This window comes from Streptomyces sp. NRRL S-31, assembly GCF_000718775.1.
Classification (GTDB): Bacteria; Actinomycetota; Actinomycetes; order Streptomycetales; family Streptomycetaceae; genus Streptomyces.
This window is the reverse complement of sequence record NZ_JOCB01000013.1, coordinates 82,978-101,377: the sequence shown is the minus strand read 5'-3', so window position 1 is coordinate 101,377 and position 18,400 is coordinate 82,978. Positions and strand designations below refer to the sequence as shown.

Genomic DNA, 18,400 nt, shown 5'->3' with positions numbered 1-18,400 from the left:
TCACCGCCGGAGCCCCGGGGCTGTCCAAGACCTGTCCCGCGGCGCCGATACCTCATGGGTATCGTTGCGGCGTGGAGCTACGGACGTTGCGCTACTTCGTGGCGGTCGCCGAGGAACTCCACTTCGGCCGGGCCGCCGCCCGACTGCACATGAGTCAGCCGCCGCTGAGCCGGGCGATCAAGCAGTTGGAGGCCGATGTCGGGGCCCTGCTCTTCGCCCGCTCGCCTGCCGGCGTCACGCTCACTCCGGTGGGCACGGTGCTGTTCGACGAGGCGCGGGCCCTCCTCGACCATGCCGACCGCGTCCGGCTACGCGTGAGCGCTGCGGCCGGCGTCGCGACCATCACCATCGGCATCCTGGGCGACGGTACCGACCCGGGCGTGGCCAGGCTGGCCGCCGCCTACCGCCGACACCACCCCGGCATCGACATCCGCGTCCGCGAAACCGACCTGACCGACCCGACCTGCGGGCTGCGCGCCGGACTGGTTGACGTCGCGCTGACTCGGGCGCCGTTCGACGAGACCGCCCTGACGGTGCGTGCGCTGCGAAGCGATCCGGTGGGCGTGGTCCTGCGCGCCGACGATCCGCTGGCCCGCCGCGAGCGGCTGCGGCTGGCCGAACTGGACGACCGCCACTGGTTCCGGTTCCCGCGAGGCACCGATCCCGTGTGGCAGTCGTACTGGAACGGCGGCAGGCCGCGCGAGGGCCCGGTGGTGCGCGCCGTCCAGGAGTGCCGGCAGGCCGTGCTGTGGAACGGCACGGTCGGCCTGGCCCCGCTCGGACACGGCCTCCCCGCGGAACTGACGGTGGTACCACTGATCGACATGCCGCCGAGCCGAGTGGTGGCGGTGTGGAACGAGGGTGACACCAACCCGCTGATCCGCTCCTTCGTCCAGATCGCGACCACGGCGTTCGGTCGCTGAGCACTGGCGACCGGTGCTGCCGCGGCTCGTGAGCGATCCGAACGCCGCGGTGCCATGGCATCCCGCCCCGCACTGGATCCCAGACGCTATAGCCTCCGCCTGTGATCAACAGCCGCAGCCGGATCGACAAGTCCCGCCCCCACGAGCTGCCCCACTATCAAGCGCTCCTGGACAGCACAGATTGGGCGTCGCTCACCACCGCACGCGGGACAGGCGAATCCCTGCCGACTGCGCTGGCGCGGATCCTCAGCCACGACCCGGTCGCCAGAGCCGCCGCCACCGATAACGCGCTCAGGGAAGTGACCCACCAGAACACCATCTACGAAGCCACCGTGCCCGTAGCCCTCTACCTCGCCGCCATCCTCAACCACCCGGCCATCGCGACAGACCACTTCGGCCGCGATGCCGGCATTCCTCCCCACCATCCCACCCTCGTGAGACTGCTTGAGTGGCTCAGGGGCACCGCCTACGACGCCGACGACGAGTGCGTCGCCCTCGGCGAACGCCATTTCGGCAAGGGATTCCTCGACGAGTACGGGGAGATGCGGGAGTTCCGAAACCTGCGCCCGGCGATCTTCTCCGCTGTCCATCCCCTTCTCGGCCACGGCAACGCGGAGGTACGCGACGCGGCCCTCGTCGCTGCGATCCCCCTCTCAGAGCATCCCGTTCTCACCACGCACCGGGGCGAGCTGGTCACCCACGCCCGGCGTCTGCTGGCCACCAGCACCGACCGCTACAACCGAGACCGCGTCCTGGACGCGATGAAGGCATGGGGTCACGACACCAGCGACCTGGAGAACGCGGACGACATGGCAGCCCGCGAGCGTTACGCCCGTCTCAAGGCCGAACGTGAATCCGGGTGGGCGGCCGAAGGGACAGGCGGCTCCTTCGAAGACCCACCGTTCTGACGCAGGGACGCCCGGCACCCTTTCGACGAGCACAGCCGGTGGGGAGCCTCGCCGACAACTCAGTGCGTCGCCCGACGCCGCCGGGCGAGGTGGGGCATCGCGGGCGTACCCGTTCGGGTGGGTGCGCGTGCGGGGTGTCGGTGGCGTTCATAGCCTGGTGGTGCTCGGGGTGAGTGCGAAAGGTGTGCCATGCCCCGAACGATCTGGTCCGGCGCGATCACGTTTGGCCTGGTCACGGTGCCGATCCAGGTGGTCAGCGCCTCCGAGGACCACAGCATCCGCTTCCACCAGTACCACCTGGCCGATCAGGGGCGGGTGCGCTACCGCAAGGTGTGCGAGCTGGAGGACCGGGAGGTCTCCCAGGACGAGATCGGCAAGGGCTATGAGCTGACCCGGACACAGGTCATCCCGATCACGGACGAGGATCTGAGCAACCTGCCCCTGCCCACCGCCAAGGCGATCGAGATCGACGCGTTCGTGCCGCTGGAGTCGGTCGACCCGATCCGGATCGCCGAGGGCTACTACCTCCAGCCAGCCGGCCAGGTCGCGGCGAAGCCGTACAAGCTGTTGGCCAAGGCGCTGGCGCGGTCCTCGAAGGTGGCGGTCGCCAAGTACGCCTGGTCCGGCCGCGAGCGGCTGGGGCTCCTGCGCGTACGCGACGACGTCCTGGTGCTGCACGCCATGCGCTGGCCGGACGAGATCCGCGATCCCTCCGAACTGTTGCCGGCGCCGGCCGAGGTGTCGGAGCAGGAGATCGACGGCGCGCTCGCCCTCATGGAGACGATGACCGTCGACGCGCTGGAGGGTCCCGATTTCACCGACCGGTACACCGAGGCGATCGCGCGGATCATCGAAGCCAAGCGGGAGGAGAAGCCGCTGCCGGAGGCGCCCGCGCCGGAGGAACCCGCGCAGGTGCTGGACCTGATGGCGGCGTTGCAGCAGTCGGTGCAGAAGGCCAAGGCGTCCCGGACCGGGGACACCGGCCCCGCGGAGGTGCGCGAGCTGCCGAAGCCGGCGAAGAAGGCGGCAGCGAAGAAGCAGCCGGCCGAGAAGACCGCGGCGAAGCGGACGGCCGCCCGGAAGACGGCCGAGAAGAAGACTCCGGGCCGTCGGCCCCGTACGGCGTGAGCGGACATCGGCCGGCACCGTGACATCGGAGGCGGGCGGGAACGGCTCCGGCTGCCCCATGGTGCGCGGTCCGATGAGCGCGCGACCGGCTGGGCTTGCCCTCCCCCGGCCGGTGGCACCAGCACTCGCGTGTTCGATTTTGTGTTCGATAACGTGGATGGTGGGAGGTGAAGACGATGCACAAGGACGCGTCGCGGGTTGGGCAGTCGGTGGTGATGCACGTGTGCTGCCCCGACCGGCTGCCGGAGGATGTCTACCGGGAGGTGCTGGAGCTACTGGCCGGGCTGTCCCCGGTCGTCCAGGCCCTGCCCCCGGGCTGCGCCCTCGTGGACCTGAAAGGCGCCCTGCACTACCACGGCACCGACGCCGCCCACCTGGGTGAGATGCTCCGCGTCCGGACCGTCTCGCGGCTCGGCGTCGACGTCCGGGTCGGTATAGGACCGACGATCACGGTCGCCGCGACCGCCTCCGCCCAGGTCGAAGGGACCGGTGGCGTGCTCGCCGTCGCACCGCGGCGGGTCGCGGACTGGCTCGGGCCGCTGCCGGTGCGGGCCCTGCACGGCATCGGCCCCCGTCAGGCCGCGGCGCTCCGCGACTACGGCATGCACTCCGTCGGGCGGCTCGCCGCCGTCTCCCCGGCGACCGTGCAACGCCTGCTGGGCAGGAGGGCCGGCCGCCTCGCCGCCGACCGGGCCCGCGGCGTCGATCCCCGCCCCGTCGTTCCCCAGACACTGCCGGCCTCCGCCGCCGTACGAGCGGACCGAGCCGGACGACGAGGTCGAGCAGGGCGGCGCGGACCGTGGCGCCGTCCAGGGCCGGAGCCCTCGGCCCATGACCAGGACCTGCGTGCCGTCGCCTACCGGCTGATGGACGCGGCGGGCCTCCAGCGCGCCCGGCTGACCGGCATCGCGCTGAGGGCCGAGGACCTCGTCGACGCCGGTCGGGTCACCGAGCAGATCAGCCTGGACACCACGCGAGAATCCCGTCTCATGGCCGAACAGGCCATGGACCGCGTCCGCGACCGGTTCGGCCCCGCCTCGATCGGTCCGGCCGCGGTCCTGCCCTTCCGCCGTGCCTCATGAGGAGCCTTCCGGCGCGGCCCGCTCCCGCGAGGGCGGCCGCGACCGTCCGCACGCGCGGGCCGGACCGGAAGAGCCGCCCGGCAGGACCGGCCGAGGCCGTTACCACCTGCTGCTCTCCGCCGACGGCCGGCCGGTTCAGCACGGGTGGTGGGGCCGTGAGGAGGTCGCACGGGACAAGTTCCGGCGCTGGGTCGGCGAGTACGGCGGTCTGCCCGGCGCCCGCGTCACCCTGACCGACGAGCGGACCGCCGACGTGCTGGCCACCTGGCCCGACCAGCGGTAGGCAGGCCACCGGCCCGGTCATCGGCTCGTCGCGCAGACGGGCCGCCCCGCCCTCACCGGTCCCGACGCTCCGCCCCGCCCCGGCGCCCGGTTCCCGCTCGCACGAACTCGTGGCAAGGGTGCCCGGAAGAGGCGGTCCCGCCGGGTCAACGTGCGCGCGGCCGTGGGCTGTTCTAGCGTCGAAGACGGAGGAGGCGGCCGTGCCGAGCCGGCGGCCGGCGGGGGCCTCGGTCCGCGGTCGCGCACCGGCCGCGTCCGTTGCCCGGCGTGTCGCAGCCGCCCATGCCCACCCGCGGAACCAGGTGTTTGCCATGCGCATACCGACACATGTCCTCGGTGTCCTCACCGGTGTGACGCTCGCCCTGGGCTGCGCGGCCCTCGTCGCTCCCACCGCCCAGGCGGACATCCCCGCCTGCACGAACATGGTCCGGCAGACGGGCGTCGGTGTCTCGGACGCCGTCACGGCGGCGTGCACCCGAGGGGTGCACAACGATCTGCGGGGGTGTGTGAGCGCCCTGACGGAGGCCGGGGTGCCCGGCGGCGCCGCGACCGGTGCCTGTCGTATGGCGGCCAACCCGCCGTGACGCGGCGGGCGGCCGAGGACGGCGACCGCCGACATGTCCACGCCGGCACCGGCAGGAGACCGCAGACCACTTGTCAAGAACCGGCCCGCCGACCGCGCTCCCCGCATGGGCCGAGGGGCCGGCCGGCCGTCATGGAGGTCACCCGTGTGCCGTCTTTTCGGCCTCAGCAGCGCCCCGCGACGTACGTACGCCACCTTCTGGCTGCTCGACGCCCCGGACAGCCTCAGCCTGCAAAGCCACCGCGACCCCGACGGCACGGGCCTGGGCTGGTTCGACGCGGCCGGTACGCCACACATCGACAAGGCGCCGATCGCCGCCTATGACGACCGCGCCTTCGCCCGGGAGGCCCGGCGGAAGGAGTCGGCGACCTTCGTCGCCCATGTGCGCTTCGCCTCCACGGGCAGCCTCGACATGCGCAACACCCACCCCTTCGAGCAGGACGGGCGTCTCTTCGCCCACAACGGGGTCATCGAGGGCCTCGACCGGCTCGACGATCACCTGGGCGCCGACCGGTCACTGGTGGAGGGCGACACCGACTCCGAACGGTTCTTCGCCCTGATCACCCGGGAGACCCGGCGGCACGACGGGGACGTCACCGCCGGCCTGACGCAGGCCGCCCGCTGGATCGCCGCCGAGCTGCCCGTCTACGCCCTGAACCTGATCCTCGTCACCCCGCGGGAGCTGTGGGCGCTGCGCTATCCGGACACCCACGACCTGTGGGTCCTTCGGCGCCGGGCCGGTGGCCAGCACGGCAGCCGGCACCTCGACCACAGCGGCAGCCACGGCCGCATGCGCGTCCACTCGGCGCCCCTGGCCGACCACCCCGCCGTCGTCGTCGCGAGCGAGCGCATGGACGACGCGCCCGACTGGCGCCGGATGAAGCCCGGCGAGTTGCTGCACGTCGGCCCCGATCTGCGCGTCGTCCACCGGGTCGTCCTACCGGACCCGCCGGCGCACCGGCTCACCCTCGACGATCTGCACCCCGACGCGGCCGCCTCCCAGAAGGCCGCCTGACGTACGTACGGGGTCGCCCGGGCCCGCGTACGCGAGACCGCCGAGGCCGGGCCGTCGCGCTCGCCCAGGGGACGACCCGGGGCTCGGCCCGAGGGACGGCCCGGACACAACCGTGCGGCCCGCCACGGGGACGGGCCGCACACGTTTTCGTCGGTCGTCCGGCTGGTCAGCCGCCCACGTGCCAGCTGAAACCGCCGCTCTGCGTGGCGACGGCCAGGAGGATCAGCCACAGGACGACGCCGACTATGCCGAGGACGATGCCGGCTTTCGCCATTCCGGCACCGCCCTTGGCAGCCGACTGACGCAGACCTACCGCGCCGAAGACGACTGCCAGCGGCCCCAGGACTATGTTGAGTATGAACAGTCCGACGATGCCGCAGCACAAACCTGCGATCGCCAGGCCGTTGGTGCGAGAACGAGTGGATGCGGTAGAAGATCCGCCGTAACTTGTCATCGGTACTCCCGCGCTGACGACGATCGGGCTCAACAACCCTTAAGCCTCTTTGGCTTCCCCTTGACCCCCCGTATGCCCTTCACCGCATCCTCCATGTCAACGAAAACGGCGCTCGGCATCGAGGATCAGCCCGTCGGACCGTCGCCCGCGGACTCGTCCGGGAGGAGCGGGGCCGACGCCTGTCCGGCGATGACGGTGACGCCCATGATCTGCTCGAGCCGGTTGAGGAGTGCCGCGGACAGCTCCCCGCGGGCCTCGTCCGCCGCGTCGAGTGCCCGCTTGAGGGCCTCGGCCCGGTCGTCGTCCAGCGGTTCCCGCCTGATCACCGCCGCCCGGGTCACATGCGTCAGCCGGCCGAGCGCCGTGAGGACCCGGAGCTGGTCGGGGCCGAAGGGGCCGGAAGGCGCGGCGGGGTAGCCGTAGCCGGTCTGCTGGATCCAGATGCCGTCGTGCAGCGCGTGGTCGAGGGCGGACTGCGCGCTGTTCCGGGCGGTGGTCACCGCCTCGTCGAACGCCGCGATGTCCACGAGGAGACCGAGTTCGAGGTCCTGGATGGTCCGTGCCAGGAGATCACGCCAGGTGCGCGTCGTGGTGCGCATGAGGATGATCCGTGTCGTCTCGGCCTCCCTGCGTGCCCGGCCCTCCGCCTTCGCCGCCGCCCTCCGCGCGGCCGCCGACACGCGCAGGGGGCCCCAGTAGGCGCCGGCGGCGGTGATGAGCGCCCCGCCCAGCGCGCCCAGTAAGCCGTAGACCGTCTCGGACATGGCCTGGTTCCTTCCCCGGGGAGGGAGAGCCCATGCGAACGCGCGAATCCTCCCGGTCCCTCATCCGTTCGGAGGTCTCCGCGCGGCGCGCACGAGTGGCTTCGGATGCGCGGTCCGCGCCACACGGGGACGCTCGGAACCACGGGCTTCGGGACTGACGGTGAGGGGCGATGATCGTAACGGTGGTGTCGATGCCGGAGGCAGCCGGTGTGCGTACGGACGTCACGGAGGCCCGCCGTCGGCTCGGCACCGCCCGGTTCCTCGTGGTCGACGTGGAGCTGACGGCGCAGGAGCGAGCGGAGGAGGCCGAGCCGGTGGCCCGGCTCCTCGGGCTGGGGGCCGAGGAGCTCGACTGGTTCGGCCGCGCGGACGAGCCCGTGCGCGCGGACTTCGTGGGCAGTCTCCTCGGTCTGGTCGTGCCGGTGGTCCATGACGAGCGGATCAGGCACGTCCACGCGGTGGCGAACGACCGCTTCCTGGTCACCGCGCACCAGGAACCGGCGGTCCTGGCGCCGCACATGATGGGACACCTCCGGCGGGAGCGGCCGCACGACGCCGTCGCCGTCCTCTTCCTCATGCTCCAGGAGGCCCTGACGACCTTCCGGCGCGCCGCGGTCGCGGCGCTGCTGGAGGTGGAGGAGCTCGAGGACGACATGTTCCGGCAGCGGGGCCCCCAGCAGGTGTACCGGCTGGCGCAGCTGCGCCGCCGCTCGGCCGAGCTGCACCACGCGCTGCTGCCGTACGCCCAGGTCGTGGACGAGGTCATCGGTCGCCGGCTGACGAGCCGCGACTTCCCGGAGGACCGGCAACGCCTCGCCCGTGAGTTCCAGCACGCGGCGCGTACGGTCCTCACGACCATCGAGACCTTGCAGGACGCCGCCCGGCGGGCGTTCGCCAGTTACTCGTCCCTCGTCGCGGGTGAGCAGAACGGGGTGATCAACCGGCTGGCCATCGTGTCGGTGATCTTCCTGCCGCTGTCGTTCCTGACCGGGTTCTTCGGTATGAACTTCACCTTCCTGACGAACAGGCTGGAGACGAGGGACGAGTTCTGGCTGATCGCGGTGGGGCTCCAGGCGGTCGTCCTGCTCGGCTCCCTCTACGTGCTGCACCGCACCCGCATCTGGCGCCGGCTGCGGGACGACGACTAGCCGGGCGGCGGTTCGGGCCGTCGTCCGGTCGCGGCCGGCCCCGGGTCCCGCGGCTCCGTCCGCCCGGCCGGTCAGGCGCGGCAGCGCAGCATCTGTAGTGGCGGGTTCGCGAGGAGGTCCGCTCGGAAGTCTCGCCGAACTCGTGGATGCCGGTGGCGCCGGTGGACGTAGCGGCACATCCGCTCCATCGCCGCGGTGTCCTCGGCGTGGTCGAGGCACCGCACTCCCACGGCGATCTCGAACGCGTCACATATCCCGTCGTACTGTGTCATCGCCCGACAGCGGTGTAAGGGACGTCTCGGTGCTTCGGCCGGGCCCCGCCCGGCCGTCCGCCGTCCGGGGCGGGGCGCCGGACACTGAGAGGGCGGACGGGGCGGACGGGTGCGCCGCGTCGCTACTGCTGCTCGGAGCAGGGGCCGCAGCAGGCGGGGGCCGGTTCGACGCAGACGGTGACGGAGTCGGAGTTGTTCGTGGGGTCGGGGTCCTTCTCGTTGGCGGTGACGGTGGCGGTGTTGCCGATCCGGCCGGCCTGTAGGGCCTTGGCCCGCAGGACGAGGGTCGTGGTGGCGCCGTCGGCCAGGTCGCCCACGGACCACAGTCCGGTGGCCGGGTCGTAGGAGCCGGACGTGCTGTCGGCGGACAGGAAGGTGAGGCCGTCCGGCACCTGGTCGTCGACGACGACGCCGGTGGCGTCGTTCGGGCCGGTGTTGCGGACGGTGACGCGGTACGTCACGGTCTGTCCGACGGTCACCGTGGTCGCGTCGGCCGCCTTCACCACCGTCAGGTCGGCCGCCGGCCTGACCTCCGTGACCTGTTCGTCGGAGGTGGCCGTCAGCGGTTCCGGCGTGTCCCCGAGCCTGTTCTCGTAGGACGCGGTGGCGGTGTTGCTGATCAGCTTGCCGCCGCCGGACCGCTCGATGACCACCCGGTACTCCACCGTGGTGCCCGCCGGCAGGGTCTCGGTGCTGGGCAGCCTGCCTCCTTGCGCGGCGGACGCGTCGTTGCCCAGGTGGAACACGACCTTGCCCGCCGCGGCGTCGTAGTACGCCTGGTCGTCGCCCCGCGCGTCGCTCTTCACACCGGCGTTGGGGCCGTCGACGACCCGTAGGGAGCCGGGTACGTACGCGGTGCCCTCCGGGATGCCGTCGGTCAGGACGAGGTTCTCCGCGGCGCCGCCGCCCTCGTTCCGGGCGGTGATGCGGTACGTGATGACGTCGCCCACCTCCAACGGCCCCGCCGGGATCGCGGACTTGGTCAGCTCCACATAGGCGGCGGTGCCGAAGAAGACACCGTCGAGGAAGTTGCCCACGCCGCGGTTGCCGCCGGCGGCGGAGACGGACCGGAAGGAGAAGCGGGTCGTCGTCTGCCCGGCCGGGACGGTGTAGGTGCCGGTGTAGTAACCCCACGCGGTGTTGCCGTCGGTGAAACGCCGCTGCTCCACCGGGGACCCCGGGGAGCCGATGTCCAGGGCCATCGTGTCCTGTCCCAGCCGGCCCCGGTGGTAGAGCCGCCAGTACAGCTTGGTCCCCGGCGTGGTCGGCAGGTCCTGGTAGAGGGTGGCCACCTCGTTGGCGTTGAGTTCCGCGAACTGGGCGCCCTCCGCCGACGGCACGCCGTTGAACCCCGACCGCCACAGCTCGATCATGTGGTCGGAGGCGGTGGTGAGCCAGCCCGGGACGCGCTTGGCCGCCTGGGTCTGCGAGGCGTCCGGCAGGATCTCGAAGGCGGTGACGGCCGGCTGCTCGAAACTGCCGTTGACCAGGGTGACCCGGAGCGGAGCGGCGGAAGGTGTGGTCACTGTTGTTCCCTTGCGTCGACATTGCTGGAGTGCGCCGCCGACCGGCGCGCTTCGCGCCCGCTGACGGAGCCGGAACACCGCACAGCGCACCGCATGCCGACGGGTACGCAAAGTGATCGCCGGACGAGTCCGGCCAACTCCGGCGTGCGGGTTTCACCGGTCCTGTCCGGGGATTTCGTGTCCCACGGTCACGCGGACCGGCGGTGATACGCCTCCGGTGTCACACAAGTGCTCTCCGGTCCCTCCGGCAACCCCAGCAGCGGCCGAAAGCAACCGGCCACCGCTCCCCCGCTCACCCATGTGCGGGCTGAACCGGCGGGCGCCTGGTTGACGCCCGAGGCCGTGTTCCCGTCGGGCCTCCCGTGTTCCGTACCCTTGCGGCATGCGCATGCGCCCCACTCTGAGCTGGACCCCCTCCGAGGACCTGCCTCCCGGCACCACGGACCTCGGCCCCGTCACCGACGCGCTGAGCGCCGGAGGTGTCGTGGTGCTCAGCGGAGCGGGTATCTCGACGGAGTCGGGCATCCCCGACTACCGGGGCGAGGGCGGCAGCCTGAGCCGGCACACCCCGATGACCTACCAGGACTTCAGCGCCAGCGGCCAGGCGCGGCGCCGGTACTGGGCGCGCAGCCACCTCGGCTGGCGCACCTTCGGCCGCGCCCTGCCCAACGCCGGGCACCGGGCCGTGGCCGCGTTCGGGCGGCGCGGCCTGCTCTCCGGCGTGATCACCCAGAACGTCGACGGCCTCCACCAGGCCGCCGGCAGCGAGGGCGTGGTGGAACTCCACGGCAGCCTGGGCCGGGTGGTCTGCCTTTCCTGCGGTGCCCTCAGCCCGCGCCACGAACTCGCGCGGCGGCTGGAGGAGGCCAACGCGGGCTTCGAACCGGTGGCCGCGGGCATCAACCCGGACGGTGACGCCGACCTCACCGACGAGCAGGTCGGGGACTTCCGCGTGGTGCCGTGCGCGGTCTGCGGCGGCATCCTCAAGCCGGACGTGGTGTTCTTCGGCGAAACGGTTCCGCCGCGGCGGGTCGAGCACTGCCGCACGCTGGTCCGTGAGGCGGCCTCGCTGCTGGTCCTGGGTTCCTCACTGACGGTGATGTCCGGGCTTCGGTTCGTCCGTCAGGCGGCCCAGGCCGGCAAGCCGGTGCTGATCGTCAACCGGGACCCGACCCGGGGCGACCGGCACGCCGCGACCCGGGTGGCGCTCCCGCTGGGAACAGCCCTCACCAGGGTCGCCGACCGGTTGGGCATCCCTGCCGACGGGGAGGCGGCGGCCTGACGGCGTGCCCGGCACGGGCCCGGCCCGCCCTCGTACGGCGAGCCCGCTCCGCTCCGCCTGGCGCGCGTCCATCATGGCGTCCGCGACGGCGGGTGGGCTCCGGGCGCCGGGTCCCGGCCGCCGCGCCGTACGCGGGTCGGCTGGCGCCCCGTGCGGCCGGGGTGGCTACCTGCGAGTGGGTTCCGGGCCGGTCCAGCCGGCGGTTCCGACGCAGGCTTCGTTGCCCTCGGGGTCGGCCAGCACCCAGTGCGACGGGGCGTGGGCGTCGCTCACCAGTCGGCCGCCGGCGGCGACGGCCGCCGCTATGCGCGCTTCCGCCTGGTCGTACGGCACCCAGACGTCGACGTGCATCCGGTTGCGCTGCGGGCGCGGCGTGTCCATCCGCTGGAAATAGAAAGGCGCTCCGCGGCGGTGCGGGTCGATCAGGTCCTCCGGGCTCTTCGCCCGGTCGGCGTAGCCGAGCAGCGCTCGCCAGAACCGCACCACCTCCGGTCCCTCGAGGGCGTCGACGGTGACCTGGACGGTCTGCACGGCGGACGGGTCCGCCGTGAGCCCGAGCGCGCGTGCCACCTCGGAGATGCGCCGGGCCAGTTCGACGTCCCGCTCGCTCAGTCCGTAGAAGTCGTCGGTGAGCGTGATCAGGCGCACGGTCACGCCGTCGTGCCGGACGTCGATGTCGGGGTGGCCGGCCCCTGCGCCGGGCAGTTCGCTGATCGCCCGCACGAGCCCGGCGCCGGCGGCCAGCGACCCGGTGCGGAAGTGGGCGCAGGCTCCTTCTCCCAGCACGCGCCAGTCCTCCAGGCCGGCGGTCTCGTGGAACTGCCGCGGCGGGATCCGCTCGGTCGTGCCCTGTGTGTACGTCATGTGAGCAAGGTAGTGGGTGGGTCTGACAACGCCGTCAGGCCGGTGGCGGACCGTCGTGCAGGATCCGCTGGAACAGGCGGTGGTCCCGCCAACGCCCGTTGATGTGCAGGTACCTCGGGGCGGTGCCGATCAGCTCGAACCCGTTCTTCTCCAGCACGCGTTGGGAGGGAGCGTTGTCGAGCAGCGTGGTGGCCTCGAGGCGGTGCAGTCCGATGGTGTCGCGGGCCACGTGGCAGACGCGCGCCACGCTCGCGCCGGCCAGCCCCCTGCCCTGCCGGTCCGCTGCCACCCAGTAGCCCAGATAGGCGCTGCAGAAGGGGCCGAACGTCATCCCGGAGAGCGTGACGGTGCCGACGATCGTGCCGGCGCTGTCCAACACCCAGGGCACGGACCGCCGTTGCGCGCATTCCCGCAGCCGCTCGGTGATGCGTTCGGCCTGGCCGTCGGCGGTGAAGAAGCTGTCCGGGCGGTGAGGTTCCCACGGGGCCAGGTACTCCCGGTTGGCCCTGTAGGCGAAGCACAGCGCTTCGGCGTCGTCGACGGAGACGAGCCGCAACAGGACGCCACCGGGCAGCGCTTCGGGAGGGATGAGCACCGGATGACTGTAGCGCGCGGGAACGGACGGTGACGGCGCGCCGGGGCGGCGTACGCCGACGCGGTGTCGGGGTACGCCGCCCCGGGGTGGGGGTGGGGGCCGGTCCGGTGGTCCGGAGCCTCGTGGCCGTTACGTCGGATCGCGGTCGAACCGAGCCCTGGACCAGAGGTAGCCGAGTGCGGCCAGCCCCAGGCACCAGACGACGGCCAGCCATCCGTTGTCGCCGATCCGGGTGCCGAGCAGCAGCCCGCGCAGCGTTTCGATCGCCGGGGTGAACGGCTGGTACTCGGCGATCGGCCGGAACCAGCCCGGCATCGCGTCGACCGGTACGAAGGCGCTGGACAGCAGCGGCAGGACCATCAGCGGCAGGGCGTTGTTGCTGGCCGCCTCGGCGTTCGGGCTGGACAGGCCCATGCCGACGGCGATCCAGGTGAGCGCCAGGGCGACGAGCGCCAGCAGGCCCAGGGCCAGGAGCCATTCCAGGGCGCCGGCGTGGACGGCCCGGAATCCGATGGCCACCGCCACGGCCCCGACGAGGACCACGCTCAGCACGCACTGGAGCACGCTGCCCACCACGTGTCCGATGAGCACCGACCCGCGGTGGATCGCCATCGTGCGGAAGCGGGCGATGATGCCCTCGTTCATGTCCATGGCGACGGACACGGCGGTGCCGATCGTGGTGCCGCCGATGGTCAGCATCAGGATGCCCGGGACGAGATACGCGAGGTACGCGGACCGGTCCCCTCCGCCGCCCCCGATGCCGGCACTCATCACATCGCCGAAGATGTAGACGAAGAGCAGCAGCAACATGACCGGCGTGAGCAGCAGGTTGAGCGTCATGGACGGGTAGCGCCGCGCGTGCAGCAGGTTCCGCCGCAGCATCGTGGTCGAGTCGCGTACGGCGAGGGCGAGGGAGCTCATCGGGCGTCCTCCTCGATCCGGTGGGCCCGGCTCGGCGCGGCGCCGCCGGTCAGGGCGAAGAAGACGTCGTCGAGGTCGGGGGTGTGCACGGTCAGCTCGTCCGCCTCGACGCCGGCCGAGTCGAGCCGGTCGAGGACGGTGCGCAGCTCGCGCTGGCTGCCGTCGCTGGGGATGCGCAGCGCCAGGGATTCGTCGTCCCGGGTGGCCTCGCGGAGCGCGGTGGCGGCGTCGCGGTAGGCGGCCGGGTCGGTGAAGCGGAGCCGGACGTGTCCGCCGGGGATGAGCCGCTTCAGTTCCTCCGCGGTGCCCTCGGCGGCGATCCGGCCGCCGTCGAGCACGGCGATGCGGTCGGCGAGCTGGTCGGCCTCCTCCAGGTACTGGGTGGTGAGGAGGACGGTGACGCCGCCGGTGACCAGTTCCCGGATGATCTGCCACATGGTGTGCCGGGAGCGCGGGTCGAGTCCGGTGGTCGGCTCGTCGAGGAAGATGACGCGTGGGCCGCCGACCAGGGTCATGGCGATGTCGAGGCGGCGCTTCATGCCTCCGGAGTAGGTGGAGGCGGGCTTCTTCGCGGCCTCGGCGAGGTCGAAGCGCTCCAGCAGTTCGGTGGCGACCCGTTGTCCCTCCCGTCGGGGAAGGTGGTGCAGGTCCGCCATGAGGAGCATGTTCTCCTCGCCGGTGATCAGTCCGTCGACGGCGGAGAACTGTCCGGTGACGCCGATGGCGGCGCGTACGGCGTGCGGGGCGGTGGCGAGGTCGTGGCCCGCGACCTGGGCCTGGCCGCCGTCGGCGGTGATGAGCGTGGACAGGATCCTGACGACGGTGGTCTTGCCGGCGCCGTTCGGGCCGAGCAGCGCGAAGACGGAACCGGCGGGGATGCGCAGGTCGACGCCGTCGAGCACGGTCTTGTCGCCGTACGACTTGCGCAGACCGACGGCGGAGACGGCGGCGGGTGGCCGCCCACCGCCCATTCTGGGCGTGGGCATGACAGATGAAGACATGGAGCCCTCCGTTCGAAGGCTGAAGTGACCGGGGTGAAGTGACCGGGGTGAGGGGCGGGGCGAGGGAGCGGGTCGGCGGGGCCGGCGCTCAGGGGCGGGCGCGGCGGACGTCGATGTTGCCGTACCGGGTGCGGGCGCGGACCATGACGGTGCCCTCGGTCTCCTGCGGGGTCTCGGACGCGGTGAGCGCGTTGCGCACCTGGCCGGAACCCGAACTGACGTCGAGCCAGGCCGCCGTGCCCTCGCGGACGCCGACCTCGATGGCGCCGTAGGAGGTCTCCAACTGGACGTTCCCGGCGGCCACCTCGCCCACCCGCAGGGTGCCGTGGGCGGTGGTGGCGGTGACCGAGCCCTCGGCCCGCGCGATGTCGATGTCGCCGTTGGCACCGCTCACCCGCAGCTCGCCGGTCGCGGCGCCGACGGTCGTGCCGCCGTGCGAGTTCTTCAGGACGGCGGGGCCGTCGACCAGGCCGACGCGCAGACTGCCCGAGCTGGTGGTGATCTCGGCCGCGCCCTCGATCCGGTCCACGGTGATCGAGCCGTGGGAGGCGGTCAGCCGGAGCGGCCCGGTCGCGTCGAGCCGTACGTCGCCGGACGAGGTCTTGACGTGGACCTCGCCGAGCCGGCCCTCGCCGAGGACCTGGGCCCAGGCCCCGGTCATGTCGACGTGCGAGCCCGTGGGCAGTTCGACCGTCACGTCGACGGTGCCGGTGCGTCCGAGCAGGTAGCGCTGCTTGGGCGTCGTGACGGTCAGGACGCCGCTCGCGTACGTGACCTCGGTCTGGTCGGCCGCCCGTACGTCCTGGTCCTTCTTCGGATCGCGGGGCCGCACCACGACGACGGTGTCGGGACGGTCGCCCGCGGTGAACTGGATGGAACCGGCCTCCACGCGCGCGGTGACCGAGATCGGTTCAGGGGTGTCGAAAGAAGGCATGACTGTCCCGTCCTCTTGGGTCTTCAGGGCGTCCCCGCTGGTGGGACGTGGTGTAGGTGGGTAATGCGGGCTACGGGCGCGGTCAGCGCACCCAGCCCGTGAAGCTCTGTCCGACGGTCCGGCTCCGCTCCGTCACGCGCGGCCGGGCGCCGCCGTCCTCGACCGCGGCGGACACGGCTCGCACCAGCCACGCGTTGACCGACAGGCCCTCGCGGTTCGCCGCCTCCTCGGCACGCGCCTTGAGGGGGGCCGGCAGGCGGAGGTTGACGCGTGCGGTGCCGCCCTCCTCGCCCGCGGCGGGCGGCTGTGCCGCGGGCGGTCCGCCGGGCGTCACGGCCGCTTCGGCGGGGCCGTGCTCGGCGGGCGGCGGCGTGACCACGAAGTCGGGGTCCAGCCCGCGCAGTCGTACGTCGACCGAGCCGGGGGCGAGCTCGCGGGTGATCTCGTCCATCGCGGCGGAGAGCACGTGGAGCATCGTCAGACGGGCCGCCGACTCCAGCGGGGCGGTCAGCCGCCCGGCCAGCTCGCGGGCTTCGTCCCCGCCGGCCTCGGCGGCCACCGCGAGTTCACGGCGAAGGGTGTCGACATACGGGGTCAGGTCCATAACGCCATCATGGCACCACTATGGCGCCACACGCAAGCCCGAACGGCATCCGGACAGCGTTCGGGCGGTGCCGGACGGGCGAAGGGAGTGGTAGCGAGCACGCTGACCTGCACAGACGGACAGCGGGACGACTTTGACGACCGTGACATCACGTCTCCTTCCATCCGCCCTCCGCAACGAAGGTGCCACCACATGGCATCGCATGGCACCACCTGATGCCACGCAGTGCGAAGGTGGCGCCATCTTCGCCTCGGCGGGGGGTAACCCCCGGCGGACGGTGGGGGTGGGCGTGGGGTGCCGAGGGTGGCTGGCAGGCTTCTTCCGGGCACACCCCCGTCACCAGAATCCCGGGTATGACGATCTCTCCCAGCGCCTCCGCCCCACCCACCGGCTCCGGAGTCGACGAGGGCACCGCCGGCCCCGGTGCCGGCAGCGACTTCGCCAGGCTGTCCCGGCGGATCGCCGCCGCGGGCCTGCTCGAGCGGCGCCCCGGCTACTACGCGGTGCGGCTCGGTCTGGTGACCGGGTCGTTCGCCGCCGGCTGGACCGCCTTCCTCGCCCTCGGGGACACCTGGTGGCAGCTGGCCGTGGCGGCCTTCCTGGCCCTGGTCTTCGGGCAGGTCGCCCTGGTGGCGCACGACCTGGCCCACCGGCAGGTCTTCCGGCGGCGCCGGCCCAGCGAGATATCAGGACGGCTGTTCGGCAACCTCGGCATCGGCATGAGCTACGGCTGGTGGATGAACAAGCACACCCGGCACCACGCCCATCCCAACCACGAGGAGCTGGACCCCGATGTCGCCCCGGACATCCTGGTGTGGTCCGCCGGACAGGCCCGCGCCAGCCGGGGGCTGCCGCGTCTGCTCGGGGGGCACCAAGCCCTGCTGTTCTTCCCGTTGCTCACCCTGGAAGGCTTCAACCTGCACGTGGCGAGCCTGCGGGCGCTGTGCCGGCCCGGCATGAGGAACCGGCCGCTGGAGGGGGCGCTGCTCCTGTTGCACATCGCCGCCCTGCTCTCCGCCCTGTTCCTGGTACTTCCCCCGGGCAAGGCGGTGGCGTTCCTCGCCGTGAACCAGTGTCTGTTCGGCGTCTATCTGGGGTGCACCTTCGCCCCCAACCACAAGGGCATGCCGACGATCACCGGTGACCAGCGGCTCGACTTCCTGCGGCGCCAGGTGCTCACCTCCCGCAATGTGCGCGGCGGCCGGTTCACCGACGTGATGCTCGGCGGGCTCAACTACCAGATCGAGCACCACCTGTTCCCGAGCATGCCCACGCCCCATCTGCGCCGGGCCCGGGTGATCGTGCGGCAGTACTGCGCCGAGATCGGAGTCCCGTACCACGAGACCGGACTGATCCGGTCCTACCGTGAGGCGCTGGCGCACCTGCACCGCGTGGGCGAGCCGATCAGGCGGCGGCGCGCGGCCTGAGGGGCGGGAGGCAGCGGGTGTGCGGGCCGTGAGGCACGAGTTCCCCTCCGCGCCGTCGCGCGGAGGGGAACCGGCCGGACGGGCGGGCGGCGGGCGCCCGGCGCGAGCGGTGTCTCAGCTCGTCGGAGCCGAGGCCCGGCGCGGCAGCTTCCAGTTGGGACGCGGGAAGTGGCAGGTGTAGCCGTTCGGGTAGCGCTCGAGGTAGTCCTGGTGCTCGGGCTCGGCCTCCCAGAAGTCGCCCACGGGCTCGACCTCGGTGACCACCTTGCCCGGCCACAGGCCGCTCGCCTCGACGTCCGCGATGGTGTCCAGGGCGACGCGGTGCTGCTCCTCGTCGGTGTAGAACAGGGCGGACCGGTAACTGCGGCCGATGTCGTTGCCCTGGCGGTCCCTCGTGGTCGGGTCGTGGATCTGGAAGAAGAACTCCAGGATGTCGCGGTAGGAGGTGACCGAGGGATCGAACAGGATCTCGATGGCCTCGGCGTGGTCGCCGTGGTTGCGGTAGGTGGCGTTCGGGGTGTCACCACCGCTGTACCCGACGCGGGTGGACTCCACGCCCGGCTGCTTGCGGATCAGGTCCTGCATGCCCCAGAAGCAGCCGCCCGCCAGGACTGCTCGCTCGGTTTCCGATGTCATCGGTCGCTCCCTCTTGTTCGAGCCGCGGTCCGGTGCGGTCGTTGGCGTTCG

At 72.2% G+C, this 18,400-nt stretch carries 21 protein-coding genes; 10 read left to right on the top strand and 11 right to left on the bottom strand.

Features of this window, described 5'->3' with window-relative positions:
* Positions 1–71: 71 nt before the first annotated feature.
* The 7 genes from IF37_RS0107935 to IF37_RS0107905 all read left to right on the top strand — a co-directional run bounded on the left by IF37_RS0107935 (position 72) and on the right by IF37_RS0107905 (position 5,921).
* The gene (locus IF37_RS0107935) at positions 72–923 is read left to right on the top strand and encodes a LysR family transcriptional regulator (protein ID WP_253915685.1); all 852 of its coding nucleotides are present in this window, start codon (positions 72–74) and stop codon (positions 921–923) included.
* Positions 924–1,024: 101 nt separating this feature from the next.
* Positions 1,025–1,831, top strand: coding sequence for a hypothetical protein (locus tag IF37_RS0107930; RefSeq protein WP_253915684.1), 807 nt, complete (start codon positions 1,025–1,027; stop codon positions 1,829–1,831).
* 189 nt (positions 1,832–2,020) lie between these two features.
* On the top strand, positions 2,021–2,959 hold the full coding sequence (locus IF37_RS0107925; protein WP_030738354.1) for a Ku protein: 939 nt from the start codon (positions 2,021–2,023) through the stop codon (positions 2,957–2,959).
* Between the two features lie 176 nt (positions 2,960–3,135).
* The gene (locus IF37_RS46340; RefSeq protein WP_030738353.1) at positions 3,136–4,041 is read left to right on the top strand and encodes a hypothetical protein; all 906 of its coding nucleotides are present in this window, start codon (positions 3,136–3,138) and stop codon (positions 4,039–4,041) included.
* Entirely contained in the window at positions 4,031–4,324 is a 294-nt protein-coding gene (locus tag IF37_RS0107915; RefSeq protein WP_030738351.1) for a hypothetical protein, read from the top strand. Before IF37_RS46340 ends, IF37_RS0107915 begins: the two co-directional genes overlap by 11 nt.
* A gap of 310 nt (positions 4,325–4,634) precedes the next feature.
* Positions 4,635–4,907, top strand: coding sequence for a hypothetical protein (locus IF37_RS0107910; protein ID WP_030738349.1), 273 nt, complete (start codon positions 4,635–4,637; stop codon positions 4,905–4,907).
* Positions 4,908–5,051: 144 nt separating this feature from the next.
* Positions 5,052–5,921: a class II glutamine amidotransferase gene (locus IF37_RS0107905; protein WP_030738347.1), complete on the top strand. Its 870-nt coding sequence runs from the start codon at positions 5,052–5,054 to the stop codon at positions 5,919–5,921.
* 166 nt (positions 5,922–6,087) lie between these two features.
* Here IF37_RS0107905 and IF37_RS0107900 read toward each other — a convergent pair whose 3' ends face one another.
* Together IF37_RS0107900 and IF37_RS0107895 are read right to left on the bottom strand one after the other, a co-directional pair.
* Complete coding sequence (locus tag IF37_RS0107900) at positions 6,088–6,375, bottom strand: DUF4190 domain-containing protein (RefSeq protein WP_030738345.1); 288 nt, start codon at positions 6,373–6,375, stop codon at positions 6,088–6,090.
* A gap of 125 nt (positions 6,376–6,500) precedes the next feature.
* Positions 6,501–7,139 carry a hypothetical protein gene (locus tag IF37_RS0107895; protein WP_030738342.1) on the bottom strand — a complete coding sequence of 213 codons (639 nt, stop codon included), beginning with the start codon at positions 7,137–7,139 and terminating at the stop codon, positions 6,501–6,503.
* A gap of 170 nt (positions 7,140–7,309) precedes the next feature.
* Between IF37_RS0107895 and IF37_RS0107890 the strand changes: the two genes are divergently transcribed.
* Positions 7,310–8,287, top strand: a complete 978-nt coding sequence (locus tag IF37_RS0107890; RefSeq protein WP_253915683.1) for a CorA family divalent cation transporter — start codon at positions 7,310–7,312, stop codon at positions 8,285–8,287.
* Between the two features lie 71 nt (positions 8,288–8,358).
* Here the strand turns inward: IF37_RS0107890 and IF37_RS0107885 are convergent, their stop codons facing one another.
* Together IF37_RS0107885 and IF37_RS0107880 are read right to left on the bottom strand one after the other, a co-directional pair.
* Positions 8,359–8,559, bottom strand: coding sequence for a hypothetical protein (locus tag IF37_RS0107885; protein WP_030738336.1), 201 nt, complete (start codon positions 8,557–8,559; stop codon positions 8,359–8,361).
* A gap of 122 nt (positions 8,560–8,681) precedes the next feature.
* Positions 8,682–10,085 carry a DUF11 domain-containing protein gene (locus tag IF37_RS0107880; RefSeq protein ID WP_030738333.1) on the bottom strand — a complete coding sequence of 468 codons (1,404 nt, stop codon included), beginning with the start codon at positions 10,083–10,085 and terminating at the stop codon, positions 8,682–8,684.
* 382 nt (positions 10,086–10,467) lie between these two features.
* On the opposite strand from IF37_RS0107880, the gene IF37_RS0107875 reads away from it, so the two are divergent.
* Positions 10,468–11,367, top strand: a complete 900-nt coding sequence (locus IF37_RS0107875) for an NAD-dependent protein deacetylase (protein ID WP_030738330.1) — start codon at positions 10,468–10,470, stop codon at positions 11,365–11,367.
* 165 nt (positions 11,368–11,532) lie between these two features.
* On the opposite strand, the gene IF37_RS0107870 is transcribed toward IF37_RS0107875, so the two are convergent.
* The 6 genes from IF37_RS0107870 to IF37_RS0107845 all read right to left on the bottom strand — a co-directional run bounded on the left by IF37_RS0107870 (position 11,533) and on the right by IF37_RS0107845 (position 16,286).
* On the bottom strand, positions 11,533–12,231 hold the full coding sequence (locus IF37_RS0107870) for a VOC family protein (RefSeq protein ID WP_030738326.1): 699 nt from the start codon (positions 12,229–12,231) through the stop codon (positions 11,533–11,535).
* A 34-nt stretch (positions 12,232–12,265) separates the two neighbouring features.
* Positions 12,266–12,826, bottom strand: a complete 561-nt coding sequence (locus IF37_RS0107865; protein ID WP_030738323.1) for a GNAT family N-acetyltransferase — start codon at positions 12,824–12,826, stop codon at positions 12,266–12,268.
* Between the two features lie 129 nt (positions 12,827–12,955).
* Positions 12,956–13,747 (bottom strand): ABC transporter permease, encoded by a 792-nt coding sequence (locus IF37_RS0107860; protein WP_030738320.1) that lies wholly within the window; start codon positions 13,745–13,747, stop codon positions 12,956–12,958.
* The gene (locus IF37_RS0107855) at positions 13,744–14,733 is read right to left on the bottom strand and encodes a daunorubicin resistance protein DrrA family ABC transporter ATP-binding protein (protein WP_030738317.1); all 990 of its coding nucleotides are present in this window, start codon (positions 14,731–14,733) and stop codon (positions 13,744–13,746) included. The genes IF37_RS0107860 and IF37_RS0107855 overlap by 4 nt, the downstream gene beginning before the upstream one ends.
* A 103-nt stretch (positions 14,734–14,836) precedes the next feature.
* A complete protein-coding gene (locus tag IF37_RS0107850; RefSeq protein ID WP_030738315.1) occupies positions 14,837–15,682 on the bottom strand; it encodes a DUF4097 family beta strand repeat-containing protein in 846 nt (281 codons plus the stop codon).
* Between the two features lie 82 nt (positions 15,683–15,764).
* Positions 15,765–16,286, bottom strand: a complete 522-nt coding sequence (locus IF37_RS0107845) for a toxin-antitoxin system HicB family antitoxin (RefSeq protein ID WP_030738312.1) — start codon at positions 16,284–16,286, stop codon at positions 15,765–15,767.
* Positions 16,287–16,639: 353 nt separating this feature from the next.
* Between IF37_RS0107845 and IF37_RS0107840 the strand changes: the two genes are divergently transcribed.
* Positions 16,640–17,713 (top strand): acyl-CoA desaturase, encoded by a 1,074-nt coding sequence (locus tag IF37_RS0107840; protein WP_030738311.1) that lies wholly within the window; start codon positions 16,640–16,642, stop codon positions 17,711–17,713.
* Positions 17,714–17,827: 114 nt separating this feature from the next.
* On the opposite strand, the gene msrA is transcribed toward IF37_RS0107840, so the two are convergent.
* Positions 17,828–18,349, bottom strand: coding sequence for a peptide-methionine (S)-S-oxide reductase MsrA (msrA, locus tag IF37_RS0107835; protein ID WP_030738309.1), 522 nt, complete (start codon positions 18,347–18,349; stop codon positions 17,828–17,830).
* Positions 18,350–18,400 lie beyond the last annotated feature (51 nt).